15 protein-coding genes are annotated in these 20,370 nt (G+C 48.0%); 8 read left to right on the forward strand and 7 right to left on the reverse strand.

Annotated elements, in window-relative coordinates; genetic code table 11:
• Positions 1–362 precede the first annotated feature (362 nt).
• Positions 363–2,744, forward strand: coding sequence for a TonB-dependent receptor domain-containing protein (locus tag QVO39_RS01505; protein WP_021902722.1), 2,382 nt, complete (start codon positions 363–365; stop codon positions 2,742–2,744).
• A 209-nt stretch (positions 2,745–2,953) separates the two neighbouring features.
• Here QVO39_RS01505 and QVO39_RS01510 read toward each other — a convergent pair whose 3' ends face one another.
• The 7 genes from QVO39_RS01510 to QVO39_RS01540 form a co-directional block, all read right to left on the reverse strand.
• On the reverse strand, positions 2,954–4,282 hold the full coding sequence (locus tag QVO39_RS01510) for a hypothetical protein (protein WP_021902723.1): 1,329 nt from the start codon (positions 4,280–4,282) through the stop codon (positions 2,954–2,956).
• 23 nt (positions 4,283–4,305) lie between these two features.
• Complete coding sequence (locus tag QVO39_RS01515; RefSeq protein WP_021902724.1) at positions 4,306–5,703, reverse strand: glycoside hydrolase family 18 protein; 1,398 nt, start codon at positions 5,701–5,703, stop codon at positions 4,306–4,308.
• Positions 5,704–5,726: 23 nt separating this feature from the next.
• Positions 5,727–6,938 (reverse strand): DUF1735 and LamG domain-containing protein, encoded by a 1,212-nt coding sequence (locus tag QVO39_RS01520; protein ID WP_021902725.1) that lies wholly within the window; start codon positions 6,936–6,938, stop codon positions 5,727–5,729.
• Between the two features lie 12 nt (positions 6,939–6,950).
• Complete coding sequence (locus QVO39_RS01525) at positions 6,951–8,015, reverse strand: glycoside hydrolase family 18 protein (RefSeq protein WP_288171451.1); 1,065 nt, start codon at positions 8,013–8,015, stop codon at positions 6,951–6,953.
• A gap of 21 nt (positions 8,016–8,036) precedes the next feature.
• Complete coding sequence (locus QVO39_RS01530; RefSeq protein WP_021902727.1) at positions 8,037–9,599, reverse strand: SusD/RagB family nutrient-binding outer membrane lipoprotein; 1,563 nt, start codon at positions 9,597–9,599, stop codon at positions 8,037–8,039.
• 31 nt (positions 9,600–9,630) lie between these two features.
• Positions 9,631–12,741 carry a SusC/RagA family TonB-linked outer membrane protein gene (locus QVO39_RS01535; RefSeq protein ID WP_021902728.1) on the reverse strand — a complete coding sequence of 1,037 codons (3,111 nt, stop codon included), beginning with the start codon at positions 12,739–12,741 and terminating at the stop codon, positions 9,631–9,633.
• Positions 12,742–13,329: 588 nt separating this feature from the next.
• Positions 13,330–14,286 (reverse strand): NAD-dependent epimerase/dehydratase family protein, encoded by a 957-nt coding sequence (locus tag QVO39_RS01540; protein WP_018028233.1) that lies wholly within the window; start codon positions 14,284–14,286, stop codon positions 13,330–13,332.
• Positions 14,287–14,836: 550 nt separating this feature from the next.
• Here QVO39_RS01540 and QVO39_RS01545 point away from each other — a divergent pair.
• From QVO39_RS01545 to QVO39_RS01575, 7 genes are all read left to right on the forward strand, one after another.
• Complete coding sequence (locus tag QVO39_RS01545) at positions 14,837–15,250, forward strand: DUF1573 domain-containing protein (protein WP_018028235.1); 414 nt, start codon at positions 14,837–14,839, stop codon at positions 15,248–15,250.
• A 136-nt stretch (positions 15,251–15,386) separates the two neighbouring features.
• A complete protein-coding gene (locus QVO39_RS01550; RefSeq protein ID WP_018028236.1) occupies positions 15,387–15,953 on the forward strand; it encodes a DUF4199 domain-containing protein in 567 nt (188 codons plus the stop codon).
• A complete protein-coding gene (locus QVO39_RS01555) occupies positions 15,934–16,902 on the forward strand; it encodes a glycosyltransferase family 2 protein (RefSeq protein WP_021902730.1) in 969 nt (322 codons plus the stop codon). Before QVO39_RS01550 ends, QVO39_RS01555 begins: the two co-directional genes overlap by 20 nt.
• Positions 16,889–17,902, forward strand: a complete 1,014-nt coding sequence (locus QVO39_RS01560; RefSeq protein WP_021902731.1) for an FAD:protein FMN transferase — start codon at positions 16,889–16,891, stop codon at positions 17,900–17,902. The genes QVO39_RS01555 and QVO39_RS01560 overlap by 14 nt, the downstream gene beginning before the upstream one ends.
• Entirely contained in the window at positions 17,902–18,600 is a 699-nt protein-coding gene (locus QVO39_RS01565) for a DNA alkylation repair protein (protein WP_021902732.1), read from the forward strand. Before QVO39_RS01560 ends, QVO39_RS01565 begins: the two co-directional genes overlap by 1 nt.
• Positions 18,601–18,606: 6 nt before the next feature.
• The gene (ung, locus tag QVO39_RS01570; protein WP_021902733.1) at positions 18,607–19,272 is read left to right on the forward strand and encodes a uracil-DNA glycosylase; all 666 of its coding nucleotides are present in this window, start codon (positions 18,607–18,609) and stop codon (positions 19,270–19,272) included.
• Positions 19,273–19,303: 31 nt separating this feature from the next.
• A complete protein-coding gene (locus tag QVO39_RS01575) occupies positions 19,304–20,305 on the forward strand; it encodes an aspartate-semialdehyde dehydrogenase (RefSeq protein ID WP_021902734.1) in 1,002 nt (333 codons plus the stop codon).
• Positions 20,306–20,370: the final 65 nt, after the last annotated feature.

Raw genomic sequence — 20,370 nt, forward strand, 5'->3', positions numbered from 1 at the left:
CTAGATCGCTAGAAGTGGCTCTCTGCATACATTAGTCTTATTTCAACACCACCTGGGGAAGGGGTAAGGACCTCACGGGGGTCCTTACCTCATCGGGGGTGTCTTTATCGCGGGCACCTTATCGGACAGGTCGGAAAAACGATGCCTCGTCCGACTTGTCCGACTCGTCCGATTTGTCCGATAAGGCACCACCGATAAGGTACCCCCAGCCAAAGCATCCGACAGGGTGCCATTCAGCTAGCCCTCGGTCAAGACTCGCAGAGCCATTCTGCAACTTCCAGAAGTGTGCAACTGGGTTGCGAGCGATAATATCTACCTTTGCGGGCGGAAGGGGGAAGTGATTAGTATATATTGTATATCTTATGAGGCGATTATTTTTGTTGGTATCCCTACTGATGATGGTAGGCGTTTTGGGAGTTTCGGCACAGGAGCTCCGAGGAGTAGTATATGACGAAGCTGGGGAACCCCTTCCCTATGCCACCATTAAGGTGAAAAGCATCGGGGAGGGCAAGGTGCTTACTGGGGGCGTAACTCGTGACGATGGCTCTTTCGCATTACAGATAGGCAATCATCAGTTACCACTATTGCTCGAGGCGAGTTTGATCGGCTTTGCTCCAAAAGAAGTGAAGTGCGATAGTTTCTCTACTTATCAGATCGTGCTGGAGGAGAGTGCCCTAGTGCTAGAAGAGGTCTCCGTCACTGCCAATCGCATCACGCACCGAATGGTGGCTGGCGGTATCAGCACCTCCATAGAGGCCTCACCGCTCGCACACCTCTCGGATATCTATAGCGTGCTCCGAGGAGTGCCATTAGTTGAGATCGAGGGTACTGAGGTACGGGTAGCCGGCAAAGGGACCCCCATCATTTACATCAATGACCGACTGATGACCGACCCCAATCAGCTACGCAATCTCAAGCCTTACCTCATTCGTGATATTGAGGTACTCACCAATCCTGGTGCCAGGTATAGCTCTTCTACCGAGTCGGTGATCAAGATCTACACCAAACGAGAGCAAGGTACTGGCCTCAGCGGTGAGGCAAAGCTTGATCTTTTCAATCAGATTGGTAGCCCTATAGGTTATCAACCCTATCTTCGCCTTAATTATCGGCTCAATAATTGGGACTTCTTTACTAGTGTGATGTACCAAGATGAGCAGACCAATCACTCCTTCCCCTCTCTTCGCACCCACGGCAAAACTGATCAAAGCGAGTGGATCAATCAATCCACCACTAAGCACAAGGAGGGGGTGCAGACACAGGAGTATACCATCGGTATCAATTACGAAGATGATGTGCAGAGTGCAGGTTTTAGGTATCGTATTGCTGCCGAAAAGGAGGATTCTTGGATGTTCTCCGACCTCACCAGCCACCATCTCAAGCCCACTCCCGAAGTGGTGGAGCGCTATTTTAGCAAGTCCCAAACTCTCAAGCCCTGGAATGCCTCGCACCGACCCAATCTCTATTACCTTAGGAGGTTTGGCGATTGGAGAGCACAGATCGACCTTGACTACTTCCAAACTGGCATGAGTCAATCTACCGAGAAAGCAGATGAATGGAAGACCGAGGAGTACGAGCTTTCGGGCGTGGAGAATAGGCATGGAGCCAAGTATCAATCGGCAGGTGCACGTTTAGACGTCGCTGGACCACTCTGGGGCGGTCGCCTTGAATTGGGTGGTGAGTACTCTAAGGTACATAACCGCTTCTATAATCAGCTAGATGCCAGTCTCAACCTTAGCGATCTAGATAGCGAGCAGAGGGAGCAACTACTAGCGCTTTACCTGGAGTATCAGCATAAAATAGCCTCCGAATGGCATCTTACTGCAGGGGTGCGTATGGAGCACCTCGAGAATAAGTACATAGATAAGGGGATATTAGATCCGGATAAGAGTCATACTACTACCAATCTATTTCCCACACTAGCAGTCACAGGACGCCTGTGGGGCGTACGTACGGAGCTCTCCTTTAGGAGCCGTATCCACCGACCTAGCTATATTCAGCTACAGCCACAGTACCTATACGTGAGCCGATACGAGTACAAAGTGGGCGACCCCAACCTCAAGGACGCCATAGACTACTCTACCGCCCTCACCTTCAATAAGAGCTGGTTGACTACCATCCTGAGCCATACATATAGCCGCGATTGTCTCACTCCAGAGACAGGATTATTTACCGACCCTACTACTGGAGTGGTACGCCCTTATATTACCCTCTTCAAGACGGTCAATGCCCCTCCACATCACGGCCTATCGGCAGCAATGGTAGCTAGCCCTACCATTAAGTGGTGGAAGCCCACCTTTACCCTACGTCTCTCCAAGATGATCGGTTACGACCTTTGGAACTTCGAGGAGCGGATCACTAATCGTAAGGCAACCCTTGCCCTCAGCGTGGCCAATCAATTTACACTCCCCAAGGAGATCAGTATGGTGTTCAACGTAGGTTACACCCCCTTTGGCAACGAGGATAATATGGAGTTCACCGCCCCCATCCTCACCAGCTATGCTGAGATCTCCAAGCGGTGGCTTAAGGAGCAAAACCTCATTACCACCCTCTCCGTGAGCAACCTCTTCAATACCACTCACTCCGTACGTACCGCCACTAGATACAGCGTGATGGAATCCACCGAGTATGTGCCACCACGCATCGCCTTCACCATCTCCTACCGCTTCAATAGCTCCAAGGATAAGTACCAAGGCACCGGCGCCCTCGAGTCAGTCATCGACCGTATGAAAGTGGGTCACGACTAACCAGTGCCTCATCGAACAGGTACCTCACCAGACAAGTCGGACAGGTTGGCAAATCTTCGCCACTGTCCGACTTGTCTGATCTGTCTGACTTGTCCGATGAGGCCCACCCCCATACCGTAGATCAGCTTCGTGTGATGCCACCTTGAATAAAAAAAGCGAGTGACTGCCACTAAGGTAGTCACTCGCTGAAATTTATAGGATTATTATGGTTACTTCACCTCGATAGGTAATGTCCCATAAATGTTGCCATCATAATCCTTTACGAGTAGAGTTGTTTTGCCTACTCTTTCGCCATAGATGGTAAGCTCTTCTCCCCACCACGATTTATATGCGGTGGCTATTGAGGAGTTAGTCGTATTGTAGTTAAGGTTCCAATCTGCAACTCCAGAGTTATTGGCCAATACTCTGATGTCAATTTTTGAACCTGCTTGAACAACTACACTAGGTACAGAGAATTCAATCAACTGTTGAGGTGCTTTCACTACTACCTTAGTTGAGACTTCATTGCCTGAAATGATGTCTTTAATAGTTAGTAAGGATTCACCCTCCTTGCGTGGAATGAGTTTTACCGTCTTATTGACCAATGTAGCGGTGATGACCTCTTCATCCTCAACCACTATCTCATAGTTTCCATTACCAGTGTAGATCTCAACATTCTTTTCACTACCCTCATAGAAATAGACTGTGAGTTCATCCGTATCATCAATAGAGGTAACGAATGGCTGTAGGGTGGTGGTTAATTTAATCTCCTTAACCTGTTCAGTAATGTTGTCCTTAACCGTGATAGTTCCTTCGCCTACTGCTGTTGCTGTAAGGATAATGGTATTGCGATTGACCACGATCTTCACTAACTCAGGCTTATCACAAGTAATGGTGTAGTCACCTGATCCACTCGTGATAGAGATATTCTTACTATCTCCAGTAGGTATAGTTACTTCATAGGTATTGAGAAGCAGTGGAATAGGTGTGATTTCAACATTGATGCTTTTCGTGAAGCCAAGCTCGGTATCTTTGATAGTAATGGTGCCAGTTGCCACCTTCTTAGCTGTAAATACGAAGTTTTGCTCTTGGAAGTAGTAAGTACCCAATGCAGGGTCACTTAGCTCAGCTTCGTACTTTGAGGAGCCATTGAGGATCGTAACAATGCTGGTGGCACCTACCGAAGTCTTAAGCTCACGGTGAGAGAGCTTCAAAACTGGCTCGGCCTCTATGCTCACCTTGATCTCCTTGCTTTGACGTGATACTTTATCGGTGATGGTCAGCAAGGTCTCACCTATTTTGATACCAGTGAGGGTAACGCTCTCCTTGGTGACTGAAGCAGTCGCTATACCTATCTGTGGTATGGAGACTAGATAGTTACCTGAGCCACTCTTAATAGGTATTTCGAGTGACTGATTTGGCTGTAGTGTGGCTTCGGATAGCTCTACTACTAGGTTTGGCACCTCTTTCTGCTCCTCATTGGGCTGGTCTTTGTCACAAGAAGTGAGAGCAAAGAGAGCCATCACGAGGATAAGTCCTTTGGATAGTATATTTTTCATGTCTCTAAATTCTTTTGCTGTAATTATTTACCCTTTGGTCCTATAAAGTGAGGGCCAGAGTATATACAATCTTCGCCGTAGAAGACTTGAGTAATCTCGGAGAGCTGTGCTGCAAAGCTATCACAATTGTCCTTCGTTACTGTCATATTGAAGATCATCAGGCACTGCATCTTTTCATTAAGAATAGAGCGTGCAGTTGATGCTCCTCTGCTTAATTGATTGTAGCTAGCTTGAATTGATTTGTTGCCAAACCGATTGTTGGGGATACCAATCGTGCTAGGGCCAGGAACACCGTAATCAGTCCAACCGTAGTCGATATAGTCGGCTGCAGTCTTTCCCGTCTCATCTGTCCTATCTGCTCTAAATGGTGAGTTGTACTCGTAGTGGGTAATTAGTGTATTGGGCAGGGTCTCACGTAGTGCTCGTAGGAACCATAGCCCAGACTGCTCCTTATATCTTAGGTCGGGAAGTTTATGATACTCTGCATACTCTTCGTCCACGTCCCATCCGTCAATGCCCGCCTTTTCAGACCAGTACTTCAACTGACTAGCAAAGTCGAGTGCCTCTTCGTAGCTCTGGAAGTTGTGATATCCTACACCATGGTGATTGGGTAGAATGTCCATAATGAGTTTGATACCCCTATCGCGAATTGGCTTGATGAACACATCAGGATTATTGACAATAGGTTGAAGCTCACTATTGAAGAATAGTACACGTCTTTGATTGGTGAGGTCATAATTCATATTGGCAGCAAAGCATACGATCATATCGAATACTGGTAGCTTACTATCCTTAAGTACAAAGTTGCCGATATTGCGGGGATCCCAATCGTTGGTCTCTACATAAGCAACCATCTTGATAGGCTCGGTATAGCCCTCTACAGTTGGGAGTGGCTTTTTATTTTCCTCGGAGAGAGGCACGAAGGTACCCATTAGAGGAACCTTGATGAAGTGTGCTACCACTTGATCATCTATTTTTACCAAAACTGGCAAATTGTAGATGCTGTAGGGAAGCTCCTCTATCCCTGTGAGAGTGGCTTCTACTACCTTATGAGTGGCATCTGCTCCATCCTTGAGGGCAAGGGTTGCATTGCCTTCAGGCAATATGGTGTATTGACCGAAGGGATCTTTTTTCTTGAGTGCTCCTAGCACCTTACTATAGGTCTCTTCGTCGTAAGGAAGTAGCTCTATGGTAGATTCTTTGCTAGGTAGTGTCACGTTGAGGTCTACAGTGCCGTCATAGTACGTGGTACTGAATAATTGCTCGCCTGTCTCAGCATCTACGATGCTAGGCTCACCTAGGAGTACCTTTTCCTCTAGAGGGTCGGGCCCGGGCATCTCTATAGTGAGATTCTTTTGACAACCTACAGTGAGGAGAGCCATAGAAGCCGCTCCAAGTAGGGTGAAGATATACTTTTTCATATTTATATTCTTTCTTTATCTGCTTACTTCTCTACACTCTCAAGTGGACTATCAAGCGTTACTACATTTACTTTAGGGTCGGCACTGCCTTGCTGTACCCTAAGGACGAGATCGTGTCCATTGCCAGTAAGGTCGGTGACTGTAGCTCCTTCTGCAGCATCCATCTTCCAATAGGCAAGAAGTGCTGGGTTGGTAGGGTCTTCTTTCAGCATATGCTCTAAGAGCTCAGCAGGTTTACGGACACTTTTCCATACACGCACCTCAGCAAGCATGGCATATAATCCTCTGCCCCCGCTATAGCTTCTGCCAATATACCACTTGTCTCCTCTTGGAACGATGGAGCAAGGCTTCCTGAATGAAGACTTCATCTCGCCATCTATGTAAACTGTAACAATTTGAGTGGCTGCCTCGTAAGTGAAAGCAACGTGATACCATGCCTTGGTCTCAAATGGCAAGTCAATCACTTCACCGGCAGCTTGGAGTTTATTCCCTGGTACTCCAGCATCACCAAAGCGGAGTAGTGTGCCGCCCTCTATACCCATAAGGGTAGAAATTTGTGCCTCACCTTCGTCTTCAGAGTCTCTGAACTTTTGTGCATTTACCAAGCACTCCATAGTGAAGTCACCCCTATGTGAAAAGTCTTTTGCAAGGTCAAAGTAGAAGTCTCTAGTGAGTAGTACAGCTTTTTTTACTTGTACTTTATTCTCTTCCCTCAATAGAGTAAAAATAACCACATCATTTGGTTTATTCATCTTCGCTCCATTAATAGGGTCAAGTCTGAGGGCAAATGTATAGATTTCATCAAACTCGATCTCGTCAGTGAGGTTGATAGTGACAGAAATTGGCTCACTAGTAACTGCAAAAGCAGGAATCGGTGTAATCTCCTTAGGAATAGAGATGGCTGATGAAGGCAGTAACTTTACATTGCCTTTACTATATTTTTTTGCTGCTTCTTCATCAATTGATATGGAGATGGCCTTCTCGCCCTCAGTAGATAGCGTAAGGTGAGCTCTGAGGTCAATAGTGGTCTGCTCAATTTCAGGCTTATCGATCTCTATACTGCGTAAGGTATAGGGGTCCGCCAACTCGGTCTTGTCTTTGGTAATGATCTCTAGGGTGGCACTTTGCTCAGTGAGCTCTCCGCCCTCAAGGTGCTTCTCTTTATCGCACGAAGCTAGAGCTAGAGAGATCAAGAGAAGTACGATGCTCTTACATACCCAGTTATTTGTATTCATAGTGTTGTCGTCTTACTTGTTTAATACTCTTTGCTTATCAATGAGAGAGGTAAGGGTGCCATAAGGCATCGTCTCTACTACATTGCTGGCATCTAGCTCTGTGTGGTAATACGCCACGCCTGCCTTATTGGGTGCTTGCCAGTAAAGGATGGATTGCATACGAGGTAGCTCGTCTAGTGAGAAGTGGGTCTCATCCATAAAGCCCTCTTTCTGATCTTTTCCCTTGAAGCTTGCTGAGGGTAGATACCTATTGTCTTTCCATTGGAGTGCCTCACTCTCAAAATTTGAGAGACGGTATTCCAATACCTTCTTATTGAAGATGATCCAAGTGGCTTTCTCGATCTCCGCACGAGCTTCCTCAAAGGGTGCCTCAATAGCTAGGAAGACTTTATTGGCACCACCTGCTACAGCTGTGATCTTGGAGAGTAATTGGGTAGTCTCTTCCTTGGTAATCAATTGGAAGTTTTCAGGGAGCTTTACACAGATACCGTCGAAGCCATATTTGCTAATCGCGTCAACTTGCTCTTTGGTATCTTTAGTCGCCTTGGCTAGAGCATTGGTATGTAGCTCTTCGGTAAGGGACTTTTCGAGGTTTGCGAGTTGCTCAGCTTGCTCTTCAGGTGTTAGTGGAGTCTCCAAGTCTTTCCAGCTATTTCTAAGTTTATCGCGCTGACGTTTGAACTTTGTCTTGAGCTCATCGGCACACTGAGTGTCAATGGCGTGGAAGTCAATAGCATTGAGTACTTTGGTTTTCTTTACTTGTTGTGTGGTAGACAGGTCTTTCTCCATCCAACCAAGTAACTGGTGTCGGCTATCCTTCACCACTACTACATCCAGATAATCAGGTAGCCTGTAGAGCTGTGCTCCTGAGCCACCATCAGCACCCCATCCATAGTGCATTGCCATGACGATGGGTCGGCCAAGTAGGCTATTTTTATAACTCTCAAGAGTTTCGGTATTGATTTCATTGCGTGGGGTAACCACCTCAGCAGGCTCTATTCTTACATTTTTGTTGCAAGAGAGTAGTGCGAGACCTATGATTGTGGCAAGTACCCACTTAGTCATTTTCTTATTCATAACGATTACTTCCTCATCTGTTTAGTTTCTTTTTGCCCACCATAGGGGTGCTCCATAGCTATCTTTACCTCCAATGTCTTGGATGGCGGCAGCTACGTTTGTGGCATTCTGAGTCTTCTCGCTTGAGACAAACTTTAGGCGTTGCATACCGCCAGTGTCTCTTCCATTGACTTGGGTGATTTGTTGTACCTCACCTGAACTTGAATTAACAACTGCAGGGAGAAGGTTGGGGTAGCCTGTCCTACGCCACTCGCTCCACGCCTCTACAGTATTATAAGGGAAGAGCGCGATCCACTTTTGTGTGATGATCTTGGCCTTTTGCTTCTCTACATCGCCATTGGCATCGTCCCAATTGACTGTGATATCAGAGCTAAAGTCGGGTAAACTAGTCTCAGGTAGGACTTTATCAACAAAGCCACCTCGCTTATTGGTATTCTGTAGATACTCCTCTGGAAGCTCTACACCCCATTGCTCACAAGATAGGCGGATGCCCTCTTCATAAAGCTCTTTTGCCGACTTGTCACTTACGTTCCAACCAAGTAGCTTACCTTCGGCTTTCAGGAAAGCCACCTCAGCTGCGGTAAGCAGATAGATGGGGCTTGATGACGTGATATTAGGGCTAGAGTAGCTAGAGATGATTGCCGCATTGCCTTTAATAGAGTTGCTTGGTGAGCGCAAGCCAAAGGGTTTTCCGTCTCGTACCTTAGTAAAGTATGCATCAGTGCGAGGGTCGTTGAACGCTAGTAGGTATTCCACGATATCAGCTCCAACTCGAGAGTCGTTCCATCCATTGGTTTTTGCTAAAGGGTTGTCAGTAGTTGGTGTCTTAGCATTCAGGGCGTTGGACTCAATCACCCCATTAGCTACTGCCCACTCAGCATATTCCTTAGCCAGTTCAGGGGCTACTCCAGATATACGGATAGACATACGAAGAATTAGTGATCTTGCGTAGGTGGCCCAGTTTCTAAGATTGCCACCATACATTCCATCATAATCTGCATACATGGCAGAGGCACCTGCAGGACCCATCAAAGACTCTGATGCTTTCTTTAGATCCTCAAGCATATTTTTGTAAAGCTCCTCTTGGGTGTCGTAAGGTACAGAGAGGTTGGCGCCATTAACCTTTGAGTAAGGTAGAGGGCCATAAATGTCCGAGATATAGTGAGTGATGGCCACTCTCGTAATGGTGGCAAGTGCCATTGCTGGGTGGTTGATATCGCCATCAGTAGCACCATATACACTCATATAGTCTGGAAGAAGGTGCTTGGTAAAGGTATCTTCCATAGGATAGTCATTCCAACCAATTCTTGGGCTGTACGCAGCAAAGTCAGAGACAAAGCTAGGGGCACCAGCAAAGCCAGAGTAGGGGGATAGCATATCAAAGGTCATCTGATAACCATTCTCTTGATTAGGGATGAGCCATTGAGCAAGTTTATTGACCTGTGAGCCACCTTTGGGTAGACTACCGAGGTCATCTCTTGTAACACCTCCAAGGTCACGGTTGTACTCCTCAAAGTTCTTGGTACATCCCACTAGGGAAGCACCTAGGAATAGTGCGACGAGGGGGAATAATATCTTATTCATAGTTGTTGTCTTTCAATAAACGCATTAACCATTAAAAGTCTACCTTGACATTGAAGCCAAAGCTAGTCTGAGTAGGCATCATAAAATAGTCAAGCCCCTGTGAATAGTTGCCTGTACTAGAAACTGCCTCAGGGTCGAATGGAGCCTTATTGTATAGGAAGGCTAGATTGCGACCGAAGAGAGATAGGTGGACACCCACAGCATCATTAAACCACTTTCTTGGTAGGTTGTAAGCTATATGAGCCTCTTGGATACGTATATTAGTGGCATCATAGGTGTAGTATTGAGCCATACGTTTGCTACCTACCGTGGTATAAAAGCGCTCGGGATTCATAAAGATGTTGCCATCCTGGACGTATCCACGGTCACGTGCAGCAGCTGTGCGCTCTGAAACTCCATAATTGTCAAGTGCTGCCTGCGTCATGGAAACAACGACACCCCCAAAACGACCAGTAAGTGTTGCCCCTACGGCCAATCCTTTGTAAGAGATTTCATTACTCCACCCTGCATTGACCTTTGGAAGGACAGTACCTAGCTTTACCCGCTCTTTTGCGTCAAGCCCTCTAATTCCGAGAGAACCATCGGCATTGAGGATGATGTCACCTCTGCTGTCGCGACTAAAGTCTTGTTCGGTATAGATATCTCCAAGGGTTCCCCCTTTTTGGAGAACGTACTTTATGCCTAGAGCACCTATTTCGAGGAATTCCTTAGATTCTTTCTCCTTAGTAATAGGGTTGGTATAGTTCTCAGCTAGCTCCTTAATTTCATTGTGGTTATATCCAAGGGTGAGATTGGAGTTAAAGGCCCATCCATCATTATTTCCTAGGTGTAGCCCTGCAGCCAGCTCAATACCTTGGTTGCGTACCATACCCGTTTGGAGATACATGCCGCTATAACCAGATCCTGCTGGTACTGTGACGAAGAATGTTTGGTTTTTCGTGTCTGTGAGGTAGTAGGTCATATCGAGTGTAAAGCGATTGCTAAACCACTTGCTTGAGAAGCCCACTTCGTAAGAGTCGGTTCGCTCAGGGTAAAGCTCTCCAACAGGGAAATGGGTCAGATCGCTATAGCCCTTAGTCTTAAAGTCCTTCACGAGGGTAGGGGTGGTTAGACCTCTTTGGAAAGGTGAAGCTACCGAGCTGAATGAGGCTCTTACCTGTAGATAACCTAGCACTGGGGAGATCTTAGTCTTAGTATCGGCACTAAGCATATCAGTGATCACGCCTGAGAGACCTACAGATGGGTAGAAGAATGACTTGTGAGGTGAATTGGCTAGCTGGGAAGCCCAGTCGTTACGGCCTGTCACAGTCAGGAATAGGTAAGAATTAAGACCTAGCTCCAAGCTCCCGAAGATACTTTGAGTTTGCTCAATCCAACCCTCAGGGAAAGCTACACTCTTCTCGTGATTTTGGTCAATATTGAAGGTGTTGAATAGATTGGCAGCACCTGCATCTCTGAGTGGTCCTCTTACTGTGGAGCTTTCAAAACGAGTGTCTTGAATAGAAGCTCCTAGGGTGGCATTGATATTTAGCCTTTGACTACCCAGTTCAAAGCTCTTATTAAAGGTGCTCAATACATCGGCATAGGTTTGGCGGTCGGTTGACTTTTCCTCTCCGTAATAGCCGTTCTTGGCACTCTCTACATTGATCTTTTCAGTGGTAGCATATCGGCTATCTGTGGCTAGTCCATTGGTTACATCGGAGCGTACACGCCCTTGAATGTTCCACTTCTCTGCCTCGTTCCACTTCATAAGGTCGTAGGCTACGGTAGCAGAAAGCATGTAGCGCTCTCTCTTGCTGTGTCGTAGGTTTCGATAGGCAACCCAAAAAGGATTCTGAAGTGTGTATTCACCAGCTCCATACCGCCAATTTTGTACATATATGTTTCTGTCGGCATCAAACTGCTCAAAGTTCTTTACATTGTCTGTGTGCTCTCCTCTAGGCATCAAGTAAGCAGAAGCAAGGGGGTTCATATACTCACCTTGGTTCACCATGTTATTGTGCTTTTGGATGATATAGCTGGTGGAGAGGTCTATAGATAGACGATCCTCAAGAAGTGAAGAGGTATTACGAGCGGTGAAATTGTAGCGCTCATACCTATTATTTGGTACCAAGCCCCATGAATTAGTCGTGCTGACCGAGAGATAAGTTTGGTTGCGATCTGAACCTCCAGATACGGAGACAGAGTTATTGGTATTGAATGCAGTCTGCAAGAAGTCTTCAATTCTATAATAGCCATCGCACTGGTTGCCTATTGGGCTGCCCCATGAGGTTTGTCTGCCATCGCTTCCATAGCGGTACTGAAACTCAGGAAGCCACATTGGAACTCCCCAATCATTATTGGTCGAGAAAGTAACTCTTGGCTTTCCAGAGGCACCCTTTTTAGTGGTGATGAGGATCGCACCATTGGCTGCAGCACTACCATAAAGTGCTGCTGCTGAAGCACCTGTGAGGACACTGATGCTCTCAATATCATTGGGGTTGATATCAGCGGCACCCTCAGTACTACCATTGGAATCAAATTGTCCTGATCCTTGCTTGGTCGTAGTAGAGAAGATGGGCACACCATCAATCACATAGAGGGCGTTATTATTGCCATCAATAGATTTCGTACCACGCATGACCACTTTACTAGCACTACCCATACCTGCAGAGCTACTATTGATGGTCACTCCGGCTACTTTACCATTGAGGTTATTCACAAAGTTGGCATCTGCTAGTTTGTTAAGAGCCTCGCCTTTGAGCTCTTGGACGTTGTAGGAGAGGGCTTTCTCGGAGCGTTTGATACCGAGTGCGGTGACTACTACTTCATCGAGGAGTTCATTATCTTCTTGGATAACGATGTTGAGGGTGGTTTGGCCGTTGATAGGTACCTCAATAGTCTTGTATCCCACGTAGGAGACACGTATGGTACCATTCTTTGGCACTCCAGTTAGTGTAAATTCACCATCTAAGCTAGTTAGCATACCTTTGGAGGTATCTTCTACTAGCACTACAGTGGCCCCTATTACGGGCTCATTGTAAGTGGCGTCCGTGACCACACCTTTCACGGTGATGGTCTGGGCTAGAGCATTGGGTGCAGTGAGTCCAAGGAGCATCACGAGGAATGCGATACGGACTTTGCACAAGTAGTTGAAACTCATACCTTAGTTTTTGAACGTATTAAATTATAAAACAATTATTACTCATGTTCCACTTCGTATTCGTTAGGTGCGAATGTGGTTGTACAGCAAAGAAAAGGTGGTTACTCCCCTTTTTATTCCTTGTTAGCAGTTACAAAGGTACCAAATTATAGTATCAATGGCTAAGCCTTGCAAAAATATTTTAATTGGAGCCTCTATTAGACAACTCTATTCTAATTAAGAGGTTCTTCTGAAAAGTGCCATTTTCAGACATTTGCCTGCAAATGTTTTATGACGATGCAGGAGGATTTTTACACATTGAATTATAGGCCGTTGGGAGCCCTCTTGTAAATAGCTGATAATCAGTGCCGTATTTTGTCGTTTGCCGAGTTGCAACTAAGCGATCGGTTAGTTGCAACAAAGCAAATGCTTAGTTGCATCTCGTCAAATGCTTAGTTGCAACTCAACTTTTGCTTTCTTAACTAGGGTGTGGATCTTCGTGTTGCATTCTCCTTAACTGAGGTGGCTAATCGGACTTTTATGCAATAAAAAAGTCTCCTAGGATCGGGGAGGATGCCTAGGAGACTTTGTATGGTGTTGTGGGGGAAGTTACTTTTTGTAACGCTCGGTGAGAACGCGAAGCATATCGGTTGTCATGCTATCGAGGTCGTACTTGGGTGCCCAGCCCCACTCTTCGCGAGCACAAGTGTCGTCGAGTGAATTTGGCCATGACTCTGCAATTGCCTGTCTGAGTGGGTCTACGTCATAGACCATCTCGAAGCTGGGCATCTGTCGCTTAATAGCGGCGTAGATATCTCCTGGTTGGAAGCTCATGCTGGCGATGTTGAAAGAGTTGCGGTGAATGAGCTTAGTAGGATCGGCCTCCATTAGCTGTACCATGGCGTGTAGTGCATCGGGCATATACATCATATCCATGTAGGTGCCTTCGGCGATTGGGCAGACAAACTTGCCCTCTTGTACTGCCTTGTAGTAGATATCTACTGCGTAGTCTGTGGTGCCTCCACCGGGGAGTGCTACATTGGAGATAAGGCCAGGGAAGCGTACTGAGCGGGTATCTACTCCGAAGCGACGGTGGTAGTAATCGCCAAGCAATTCGCCTGATACCTTGGTGACGCCATACATGGTGGTAGGACGCTGTACGGTGTCTTGAGGGGTCTTATCTTTAGGAGTGCCAGGACCGAAAGCTCCGATAGAGCTAGGGGTGAAGACGGCACAATTCATCTCGCGTGCCACCTCTAGGGTGTTGAATAATCCGCCGAGTCCTATTTTCCAAGCCAGCTGAGGTTTGTTTTCGGCTACTGCCGATAGGAGTGCAGCAAGATTGTAGATGGTATCAATATTGTATTTCTTCACCACGTCGGCAATCTGCTGTGCATTGGTGATGTCCACCTCTTCGCAAGGACCACTCTCTAGGAGCTCTTGCTTTGGTGGTTGAGCCTTGATGTATCCTGCTACTACCTGCCCTTCTTTGTAGATTCCTCTCAGGTACATGGCTAGCTCAGTGCCGATCTGACCTGTAGATCCAATGATAAGAATGTTCTTCATCTCGTGTCTTGAAACTATGTGATGTTGTGTGATATTTTTCCTTTGGCAAAGATAGGTAATAATTTTGAGGTGGAGGGGAAATGGCGAGGAAATTGTAGGGTATAAAGAGAGTCCCAACTCCAATAGGCCAACGGCGAATCAATCTCGCCGACGTGACCTATCTGGAATCAGAGTCAGAGGTGACGCATTAGGGTAAGGACCTCGGGAGAGGTCCGTGTCTTGGAGGTGCCTTGTCGGACAGGTCGGACGAGTCGGACAAGTCGGACGAGTCGGAAGAAGAATACCCCAGAGGGGACCCCTCCGCTGGGGTTCTCTCTTATGGACACCCCTTTGAATGCCTTGCGGTAAGCCCTTTCTAATGGGTAACTACCGCTGTTTTTATGTAGTTAGCGGGAATTATGGTAGATTTGCGGTAGTTATCGGTTGAATTGCTACGGTTGGTATGAGGTGGAAGGCATTAAACCTCACCGAGTTTGTAGCATCATAACATTGAAGATTAGGCTTTGTGGCCATAGTGCTGCAAAGGGATTTTTAGAGAAAGGAAAGGAATATGAAAAGTATGAATATCAAGGAAAGAATCGGGTCGCTACTTATTATGATGACCCTATTGATAGGACTTCCAATGGTGGCTTCTGCTCAGGAGGATAGTGCTGCAAAGATTGTGGCCAAGGAGACTGAGCACGACTTCGGGGTATTCAAGGAGAGCGATGGCGATGTGAGCCATGTCTTTGTGGTGAAGAACGAGGGCAAGTCGCCTCTAGTGATCACCCGTGTGATCTCTTCTTGTGGTTGTACTACTCCTACGTTTACCAAGGAGCCAATTGCCCCTGGTAAGAGCGGTGAGATCAAGGTGGTCTACAATCCTACTGGACGAGTTTACCCTTTTGTAAAGACTGTTTCTGTCTACAGCAATGGCAAGAAGGGGCCGCTAGTACTCACCATTAAGGGTGAAGTGGTGCAATAAAAAGTCCCTCTGCCCTTGGCGATCGGGCAAGAGATCTCTATGAAATAAGATAACGCTTGAACCCTCTGGTGCCACTCTGTGGTGGCTAAGAGGGTTCATTGGCATAATAATAACAACGAAGCATTAGTGAGGAGAAATGAATAGGCAGGAGCCAGAGATAGAAAAGGGGACAGGGACAGTGATGCAAGACCTCCGGGAGCAGTCGTGGCGTGATGGGCTGTGGCTTGGGTGTTGTTATATAGTACAGGCGTTGGCGCTTTTGCTTTATCGCTTTGGAATTATCTCCACGCTCCTTTTTGTGGCTGGCTTTGTAGCGGTGCCAGTCGTTATTTATAAGGTAGGGACACGGTATAGAGACCTTACTAAAGGTGGCTATGCACGGTATCTCGAGGTGACGAGCTATCTCTCTTGGACCTATCTGGCATCGCTAATGGTGGCATTTCTCGCCTATTTTGTCGCCTTCTCGCTTCTCCTAAAGGATGCCACCTTTATTGGGATGATGGAGGAGTCGCTCAATTTGCTACAGGAGATGACTAAGGATATTGATGGGTATCAGGAGGCACTCAGTCAGCTGAGAGGGCTTACCCCGTTGCGAATTGCCTGGACGGTGGTCTTTAATATGATCGTACAAGGGCTTCTATACATATATATAGTGAGTATCTTTATCAAGCGAAATCGACCCAATGGAGGAGAACAAATGTAGTCTGGACCTGACGATACTGATTCCCCTCTTCAATGAGGAGGAGTCGCTCCCAGAGCTACACGAGTGGATCTCTCGTGTGGTGAGTAAAATGGGGGTGTCGTACGAGATCCTATTCATCAATGATGGGAGCACCGATGGCTCGTGGAAGGTAATCAACGAGCTACGGAGCAAAGACCCTCACGTGGTGGCGGTGAGTTTCAATCGCAATTATGGCAAGTCGCCCGGTCTTCAAGTGGGCTTTACGAAGTCTCGTGGGGAAGTAGTGATCACGATGGATGCTGATCTCCAAGACTCTCCTGATGAGATTCCCGAGCTCTACCGTATGATCAAGGTGGAGGGGTACGACGTCGTGAGTGGCTGGAAGAAGAAGCGGTACGACCCGCTTTCCAAGACCCTTCCGACCAAGCTATTCAATGCTACGGTGCGGCTCTTCTCGGGCATTCCTCTGCACGACTTCAATTGTGGATTGAAGAGTTATCACTGGCGGGTGGTGAAGAATATCGAGGTCTATAATGATATGCACCGCTTTTTGCCTTATATGGCGAAGCAGGCGGGTTTCCATAAGATTGGCGAAAAGGTGGTTCAGCACCGTCCACGGAAGTATGGGCATACTAAGTTTGGGATGAGTCGCTTTGTCAATGGCTACCTCGACCTATTGGTACTTTGGTTTACCGGACGATTTGGTCGGAAGCCGATGCACTTCTTCGGGCTTTGGGGGAGTGTAATGTTTCTCATCGGTTTCATTGCTCTCGTGGTGCTAGCGGTTCATAAGCTGGTGGCCCTTCGGAGTGGTGTCCCTGCACGGTTGATTACCGATCTGCCCTATTTCTATGTCTGCCTAGTCGCCATCATCCTCGGCGTACAGCTATTTCTCGCTGGATTTATTGGCGAACTCTTGGCTCGTCAGTCACCTACACGCAATCATTATATCATCGATGAAGAGATTTGAGCATTTACTCCTCCCACTCGTGGCTTTGATGCTGATGAGTTGCCAGGAGGGCACTGGTCAGATGGAGTATTTCCACGAAAGTGGAAGTCGTTTCCATACCCTTTACAATATCACTTACGAGGCACCCGAGTTGCTCACCGAGCAGATCGATAGCACCATGACCGCCTTCAATGCTTCGCTCAACCCCTTTGATAGCACTACACTCATCTCCCGCATCAATCGCAATGAGACGGTGGTGATGGACGAGATGCTCCGCACAGTGGTGGCTAAGTCGCTAGAGGTGAGCCGAGCCACCGAAGGGCGGTACGATATCACTGGTGCCCCTTACTTTGATGTCTGGGGCTTTGGGACGAAGAAAGGGGTGACACGACAGGCTACGGAGGCGGAGCTAGATAGCATCGCCACCTTTGTGGGCTGGCAAAAGCTAGTGCTACAGGGCGATAGCCTCATCAAGGCCGATCCAAGGATGACGCTCAACCCCTCCTCCCTCTCCAAAGGGTATGTGGTGGATCTCGTGGCGGCAACACTGGAGCGATATGGGGTGACCAACTATCTGGTGGAGATCGGTGGTGAGATTGTGGCGAAGGGGGTAAATCCCGATGGCCATTGCTGGAGAGTGGGGATCAATAAACCGACCGAGGATAGCACCTCTACCATTAGCGAGCTGGCCTATTCGGTGGAGCTGTGTGACGGCGAAGGGATGGCGTCGAGTGGCGACTATCGCAATTTCAAAGTGGTGGAGGGCAAAAAGGTGGCACATACTATTGATGTGCTGAGTGGTCGTCCCGCCCACCAAGATATCCTGAGTGCTACGGTGGTGGCCCCTACCTGTATGGAGGCCGATGCCTGGGCAACGGCACTGATGGCGGTGGGGCTGGAAAGAGGAAAGCAGTTGCTTGAGCAGCAACCACAGCTTAAGGTCTGCCTTATCTACAGTGACCACGCCACCGGGGCACTGAAGACCTACAACAATGGGCTTGAACTACATGAGATAAAGTGATGAGCAAGAGTATCGAAGAGACGATCGAGGGGAAGTGGCACGAGACGCTACAGGAGATCCGCCTACAGCTACGCCGTGGTATGGATGGCGAAACCTCTACCAATCAGCGTAAGATGGGATTGGATTATGAGGTGAACTTTGGGGTCAACCTCCTAAGGCTACAAGAGCTGGCCAAGTCACTACCAAAGGAGGAGGAGTTGGCCGACCTGATGTGGCATAAGAAGGTACGGGAGATGAAACTTCTTTCTCTGATGATACGCTCCGTTGACACCCTCACCATGGAGGAGGCACTCACCTTAGCAGACGAAGTGGAGACACTCGAAGTGGCGGAGCAATTGGTCTTCCGACTCTTTCGTCGTGCCCCTTTTGCTGCGGAGCTGCTCTCCACTCTCTTTGAGCGGAAGTACGATCGCCATACCCCTTCAGCTACCCTTCCCTACCTACTGCTTAATCATCTGGCGGGCGAGGAGGGCGTTACCGCCACCTTGATAGAGCAGGCTACCCCACAGATCGTGGCTGACTTTGTGGCGCCCGATTTCTATAGTAGCAGCGTTATCTATCATGCATTGGTAAAGGTGGCGTCGCTGCGTCCTGATATCGACCTTACCCCACTTTGCAACGAGCTACTTTCGAAGGGCAAAGGGACGAGTAAGGAGTTGGCACAACAGTTGGTCGAACTAGCCCAAGAGCAGCAGTAAAAAGCTATGAACGTCTCCATCCACCCCTCTTGGCAAAAGGCGCTACAGCCCGACTTTGATCAGCCTTACTTTGAGCAGATCACCAATGTTGTACGTCAGGCTTATGCCACCAGTGTGGTCTATCCGCCGGCCCCTTTGATCTTCAATGCCTTCAACCTCACCCCCTTTGATCAGGTGAAGGTGGTGATACTCGGGCAGGACCCCTACCACGGTCCAGGGCAAGCGATGGGGCTCAGCTTCTCGGTGCCGAATGGCGTGCTCCTTCCTCCCTCCCTGCAGAATATATATAAGGAGCTGGAGAGTGACCTCGGGCAGAAGCCACCGCAGAGTGGCGACCTCACCCATTGGGCAGAGCAAGGAGTGTTGCTCCTCAATTCTACCCTTACCGTTCAGGCACATCAAGCCCGCTCCCACTTCGCCGTGGGGTGGCAAAGGCTCACCGATCGGGTGATTCAGCTATTGAGCGAGCAGCGGTCCAATATCGTATTTATCCTTTGGGGCGCCGACGCACAGCGGAAAGCGTGGATGATTGATGAGGAGAAGCATAAGATCCTTAAGGCACCTCACCCATCGCCCCTCTCCGCCTATCGTGGGTTCTTTGGTTCAAAGCCCTTTTCGCAGACCAATTTCTACTTAATTAGTCATCATATAACGCCCATTCAATGGGTGTAATAACCATTAAAGTAAAAGAACTAGCACATATATGAATATTGCAATTGTAGGCGCCTCAGGTGCCGTTGGACAAGAGTTGATCAAGCTACTAGAGGAGCGTCACTTCCCATATACCTCTCTCCGACTATTCGGTTCGAAGAGAAGTGCCGGGACGAAGTACACCATCAGAGGTCGTGAGATAGTGGTGGAGCAATTGGAGCATGGCGACGCCTTCAAAGGGATTGATATCGCCTTCGTTTCGGCTGGCGGTGGCACCTCATTGGAATTTGCCGAGACCATCACCAAGCACGGCACGCTGATGATTGATAATTCAAGTGCCTTCCGTATGGATAAAGAGGTGCCTCTGGTGGTGCCTGAGGTCAATGCCAAGAGGGCACTTGAGGCACCCAAGCGGATCATTGCCAACCCCAATTGTACCACTATTCAGATGTTGGTGCCCCTAAAGGCAATCAACGACCTCTCGCCCATCACCAAGGTACACGTCGCTACCTATCAGAGTGCGAGTGGAGCCGGGCAGTCGGGGATTGAGGAGCTGCTGGAGCAGACCCATCAATTTGCCGAGGAAAGGGAGCTGACGGTAGAGAAGTTTGCCTATCAATTGCTCTTTAACCTTATTCCACAGGTGGATCAATTCACTGAGAATGGCTATACCAAGGAGGAGTTGAAGATGATCAATGAGACTCAGAAGATTATGGAGCAACCTATCCAAGTGAGTGCTACCTGTGTCCGCGTACCGGTGCTGAGAGCCCACTCCGAAGCCATCTGGGTGGAGACAGAGCAACCACTAACGGTGGAGCAAGTACAAGAGGCTATCCGCCACGCCAAGGGGGCGGTGCTGATGGACCAACCAAGCGAACAGGACTATCCGATGCCACTCTATCTCTCTGGTAAAGATGATATCTATGTGGGGCGAATCCGCAAGGATCTCACCAATCCCAATGGTATTGCTTTCTGGTGTGTGGGTGACCAAATCCGCAAGGGTGCCGCACTCAATGCCATTCAGATCGCCGAGTACCTCGTCGCCAATAGATAAGTATAGAGTTTGACTGGTTACAAAGCACCCGCGAGGGTGCCATTCAGATGGCCCCCAGTCGGAGG

The sequence above is a fragment of the Porphyromonas sp. CAG:1061 genome, assembly GCF_000435035.1.
Taxonomy (GTDB): Bacteria; Bacteroidota; Bacteroidia; order Bacteroidales; family Porphyromonadaceae; genus Porphyromonas_A; species Porphyromonas_A somerae.

Bases quoted from the DNA above. Each gene is read 5' to 3' on its own strand.
- QVO39_RS01515 (WP_021902724.1), bottom strand. From the start codon at position 5,703: ATGAAAAAGTATATCTTCACCCTACTTGGAGCGGCTTCTATGGCTCTC.
- QVO39_RS01535 (WP_021902728.1), bottom strand. From the start codon at position 12,741: ATGAGTTTCAACTACTTGTGCAAAGTCCGTATCGCATTCCTCGTGATG.
- ung (WP_021902733.1), top strand. From the start codon at position 18,607: ATGAACGTCTCCATCCACCCCTCTTGGCAAAAGGCGCTACAGCCCGAC.
- QVO39_RS01545 (WP_018028235.1), top strand. From the start codon at position 14,837: ATGAAAAGTATGAATATCAAGGAAAGAATCGGGTCGCTACTTATTATG.
- QVO39_RS01540 (WP_018028233.1), bottom strand. From the start codon at position 14,286: ATGAAGAACATTCTTATCATTGGATCTACAGGTCAGATCGGCACTGAG.
- QVO39_RS01505 (WP_021902722.1), top strand. From the start codon at position 363: ATGAGGCGATTATTTTTGTTGGTATCCCTACTGATGATGGTAGGCGTT.
- QVO39_RS01575 (WP_021902734.1), top strand. From the start codon at position 19,304: ATGAATATTGCAATTGTAGGCGCCTCAGGTGCCGTTGGACAAGAGTTG.
- QVO39_RS01565 (WP_021902732.1), top strand. From the start codon at position 17,902: ATGAGCAAGAGTATCGAAGAGACGATCGAGGGGAAGTGGCACGAGACG.
- QVO39_RS01510 (WP_021902723.1), bottom strand. From the start codon at position 4,282: ATGAAAAATATACTATCCAAAGGACTTATCCTCGTGATGGCTCTCTTT.
- QVO39_RS01555 (WP_021902730.1), top strand. From the start codon at position 15,934: ATGGAGGAGAACAAATGTAGTCTGGACCTGACGATACTGATTCCCCTC.
- QVO39_RS01560 (WP_021902731.1), top strand. From the start codon at position 16,889: ATGAAGAGATTTGAGCATTTACTCCTCCCACTCGTGGCTTTGATGCTG.
- QVO39_RS01550 (WP_018028236.1), top strand. From the start codon at position 15,387: ATGAATAGGCAGGAGCCAGAGATAGAAAAGGGGACAGGGACAGTGATG.
- QVO39_RS01525 (WP_288171451.1), bottom strand. From the start codon at position 8,015: ATGAATAAGAAAATGACTAAGTGGGTACTTGCCACAATCATAGGTCTC.
- QVO39_RS01530 (WP_021902727.1), bottom strand. From the start codon at position 9,599: ATGAATAAGATATTATTCCCCCTCGTCGCACTATTCCTAGGTGCTTCC.
- QVO39_RS01520 (WP_021902725.1), bottom strand. From the start codon at position 6,938: ATGAATACAAATAACTGGGTATGTAAGAGCATCGTACTTCTCTTGATC.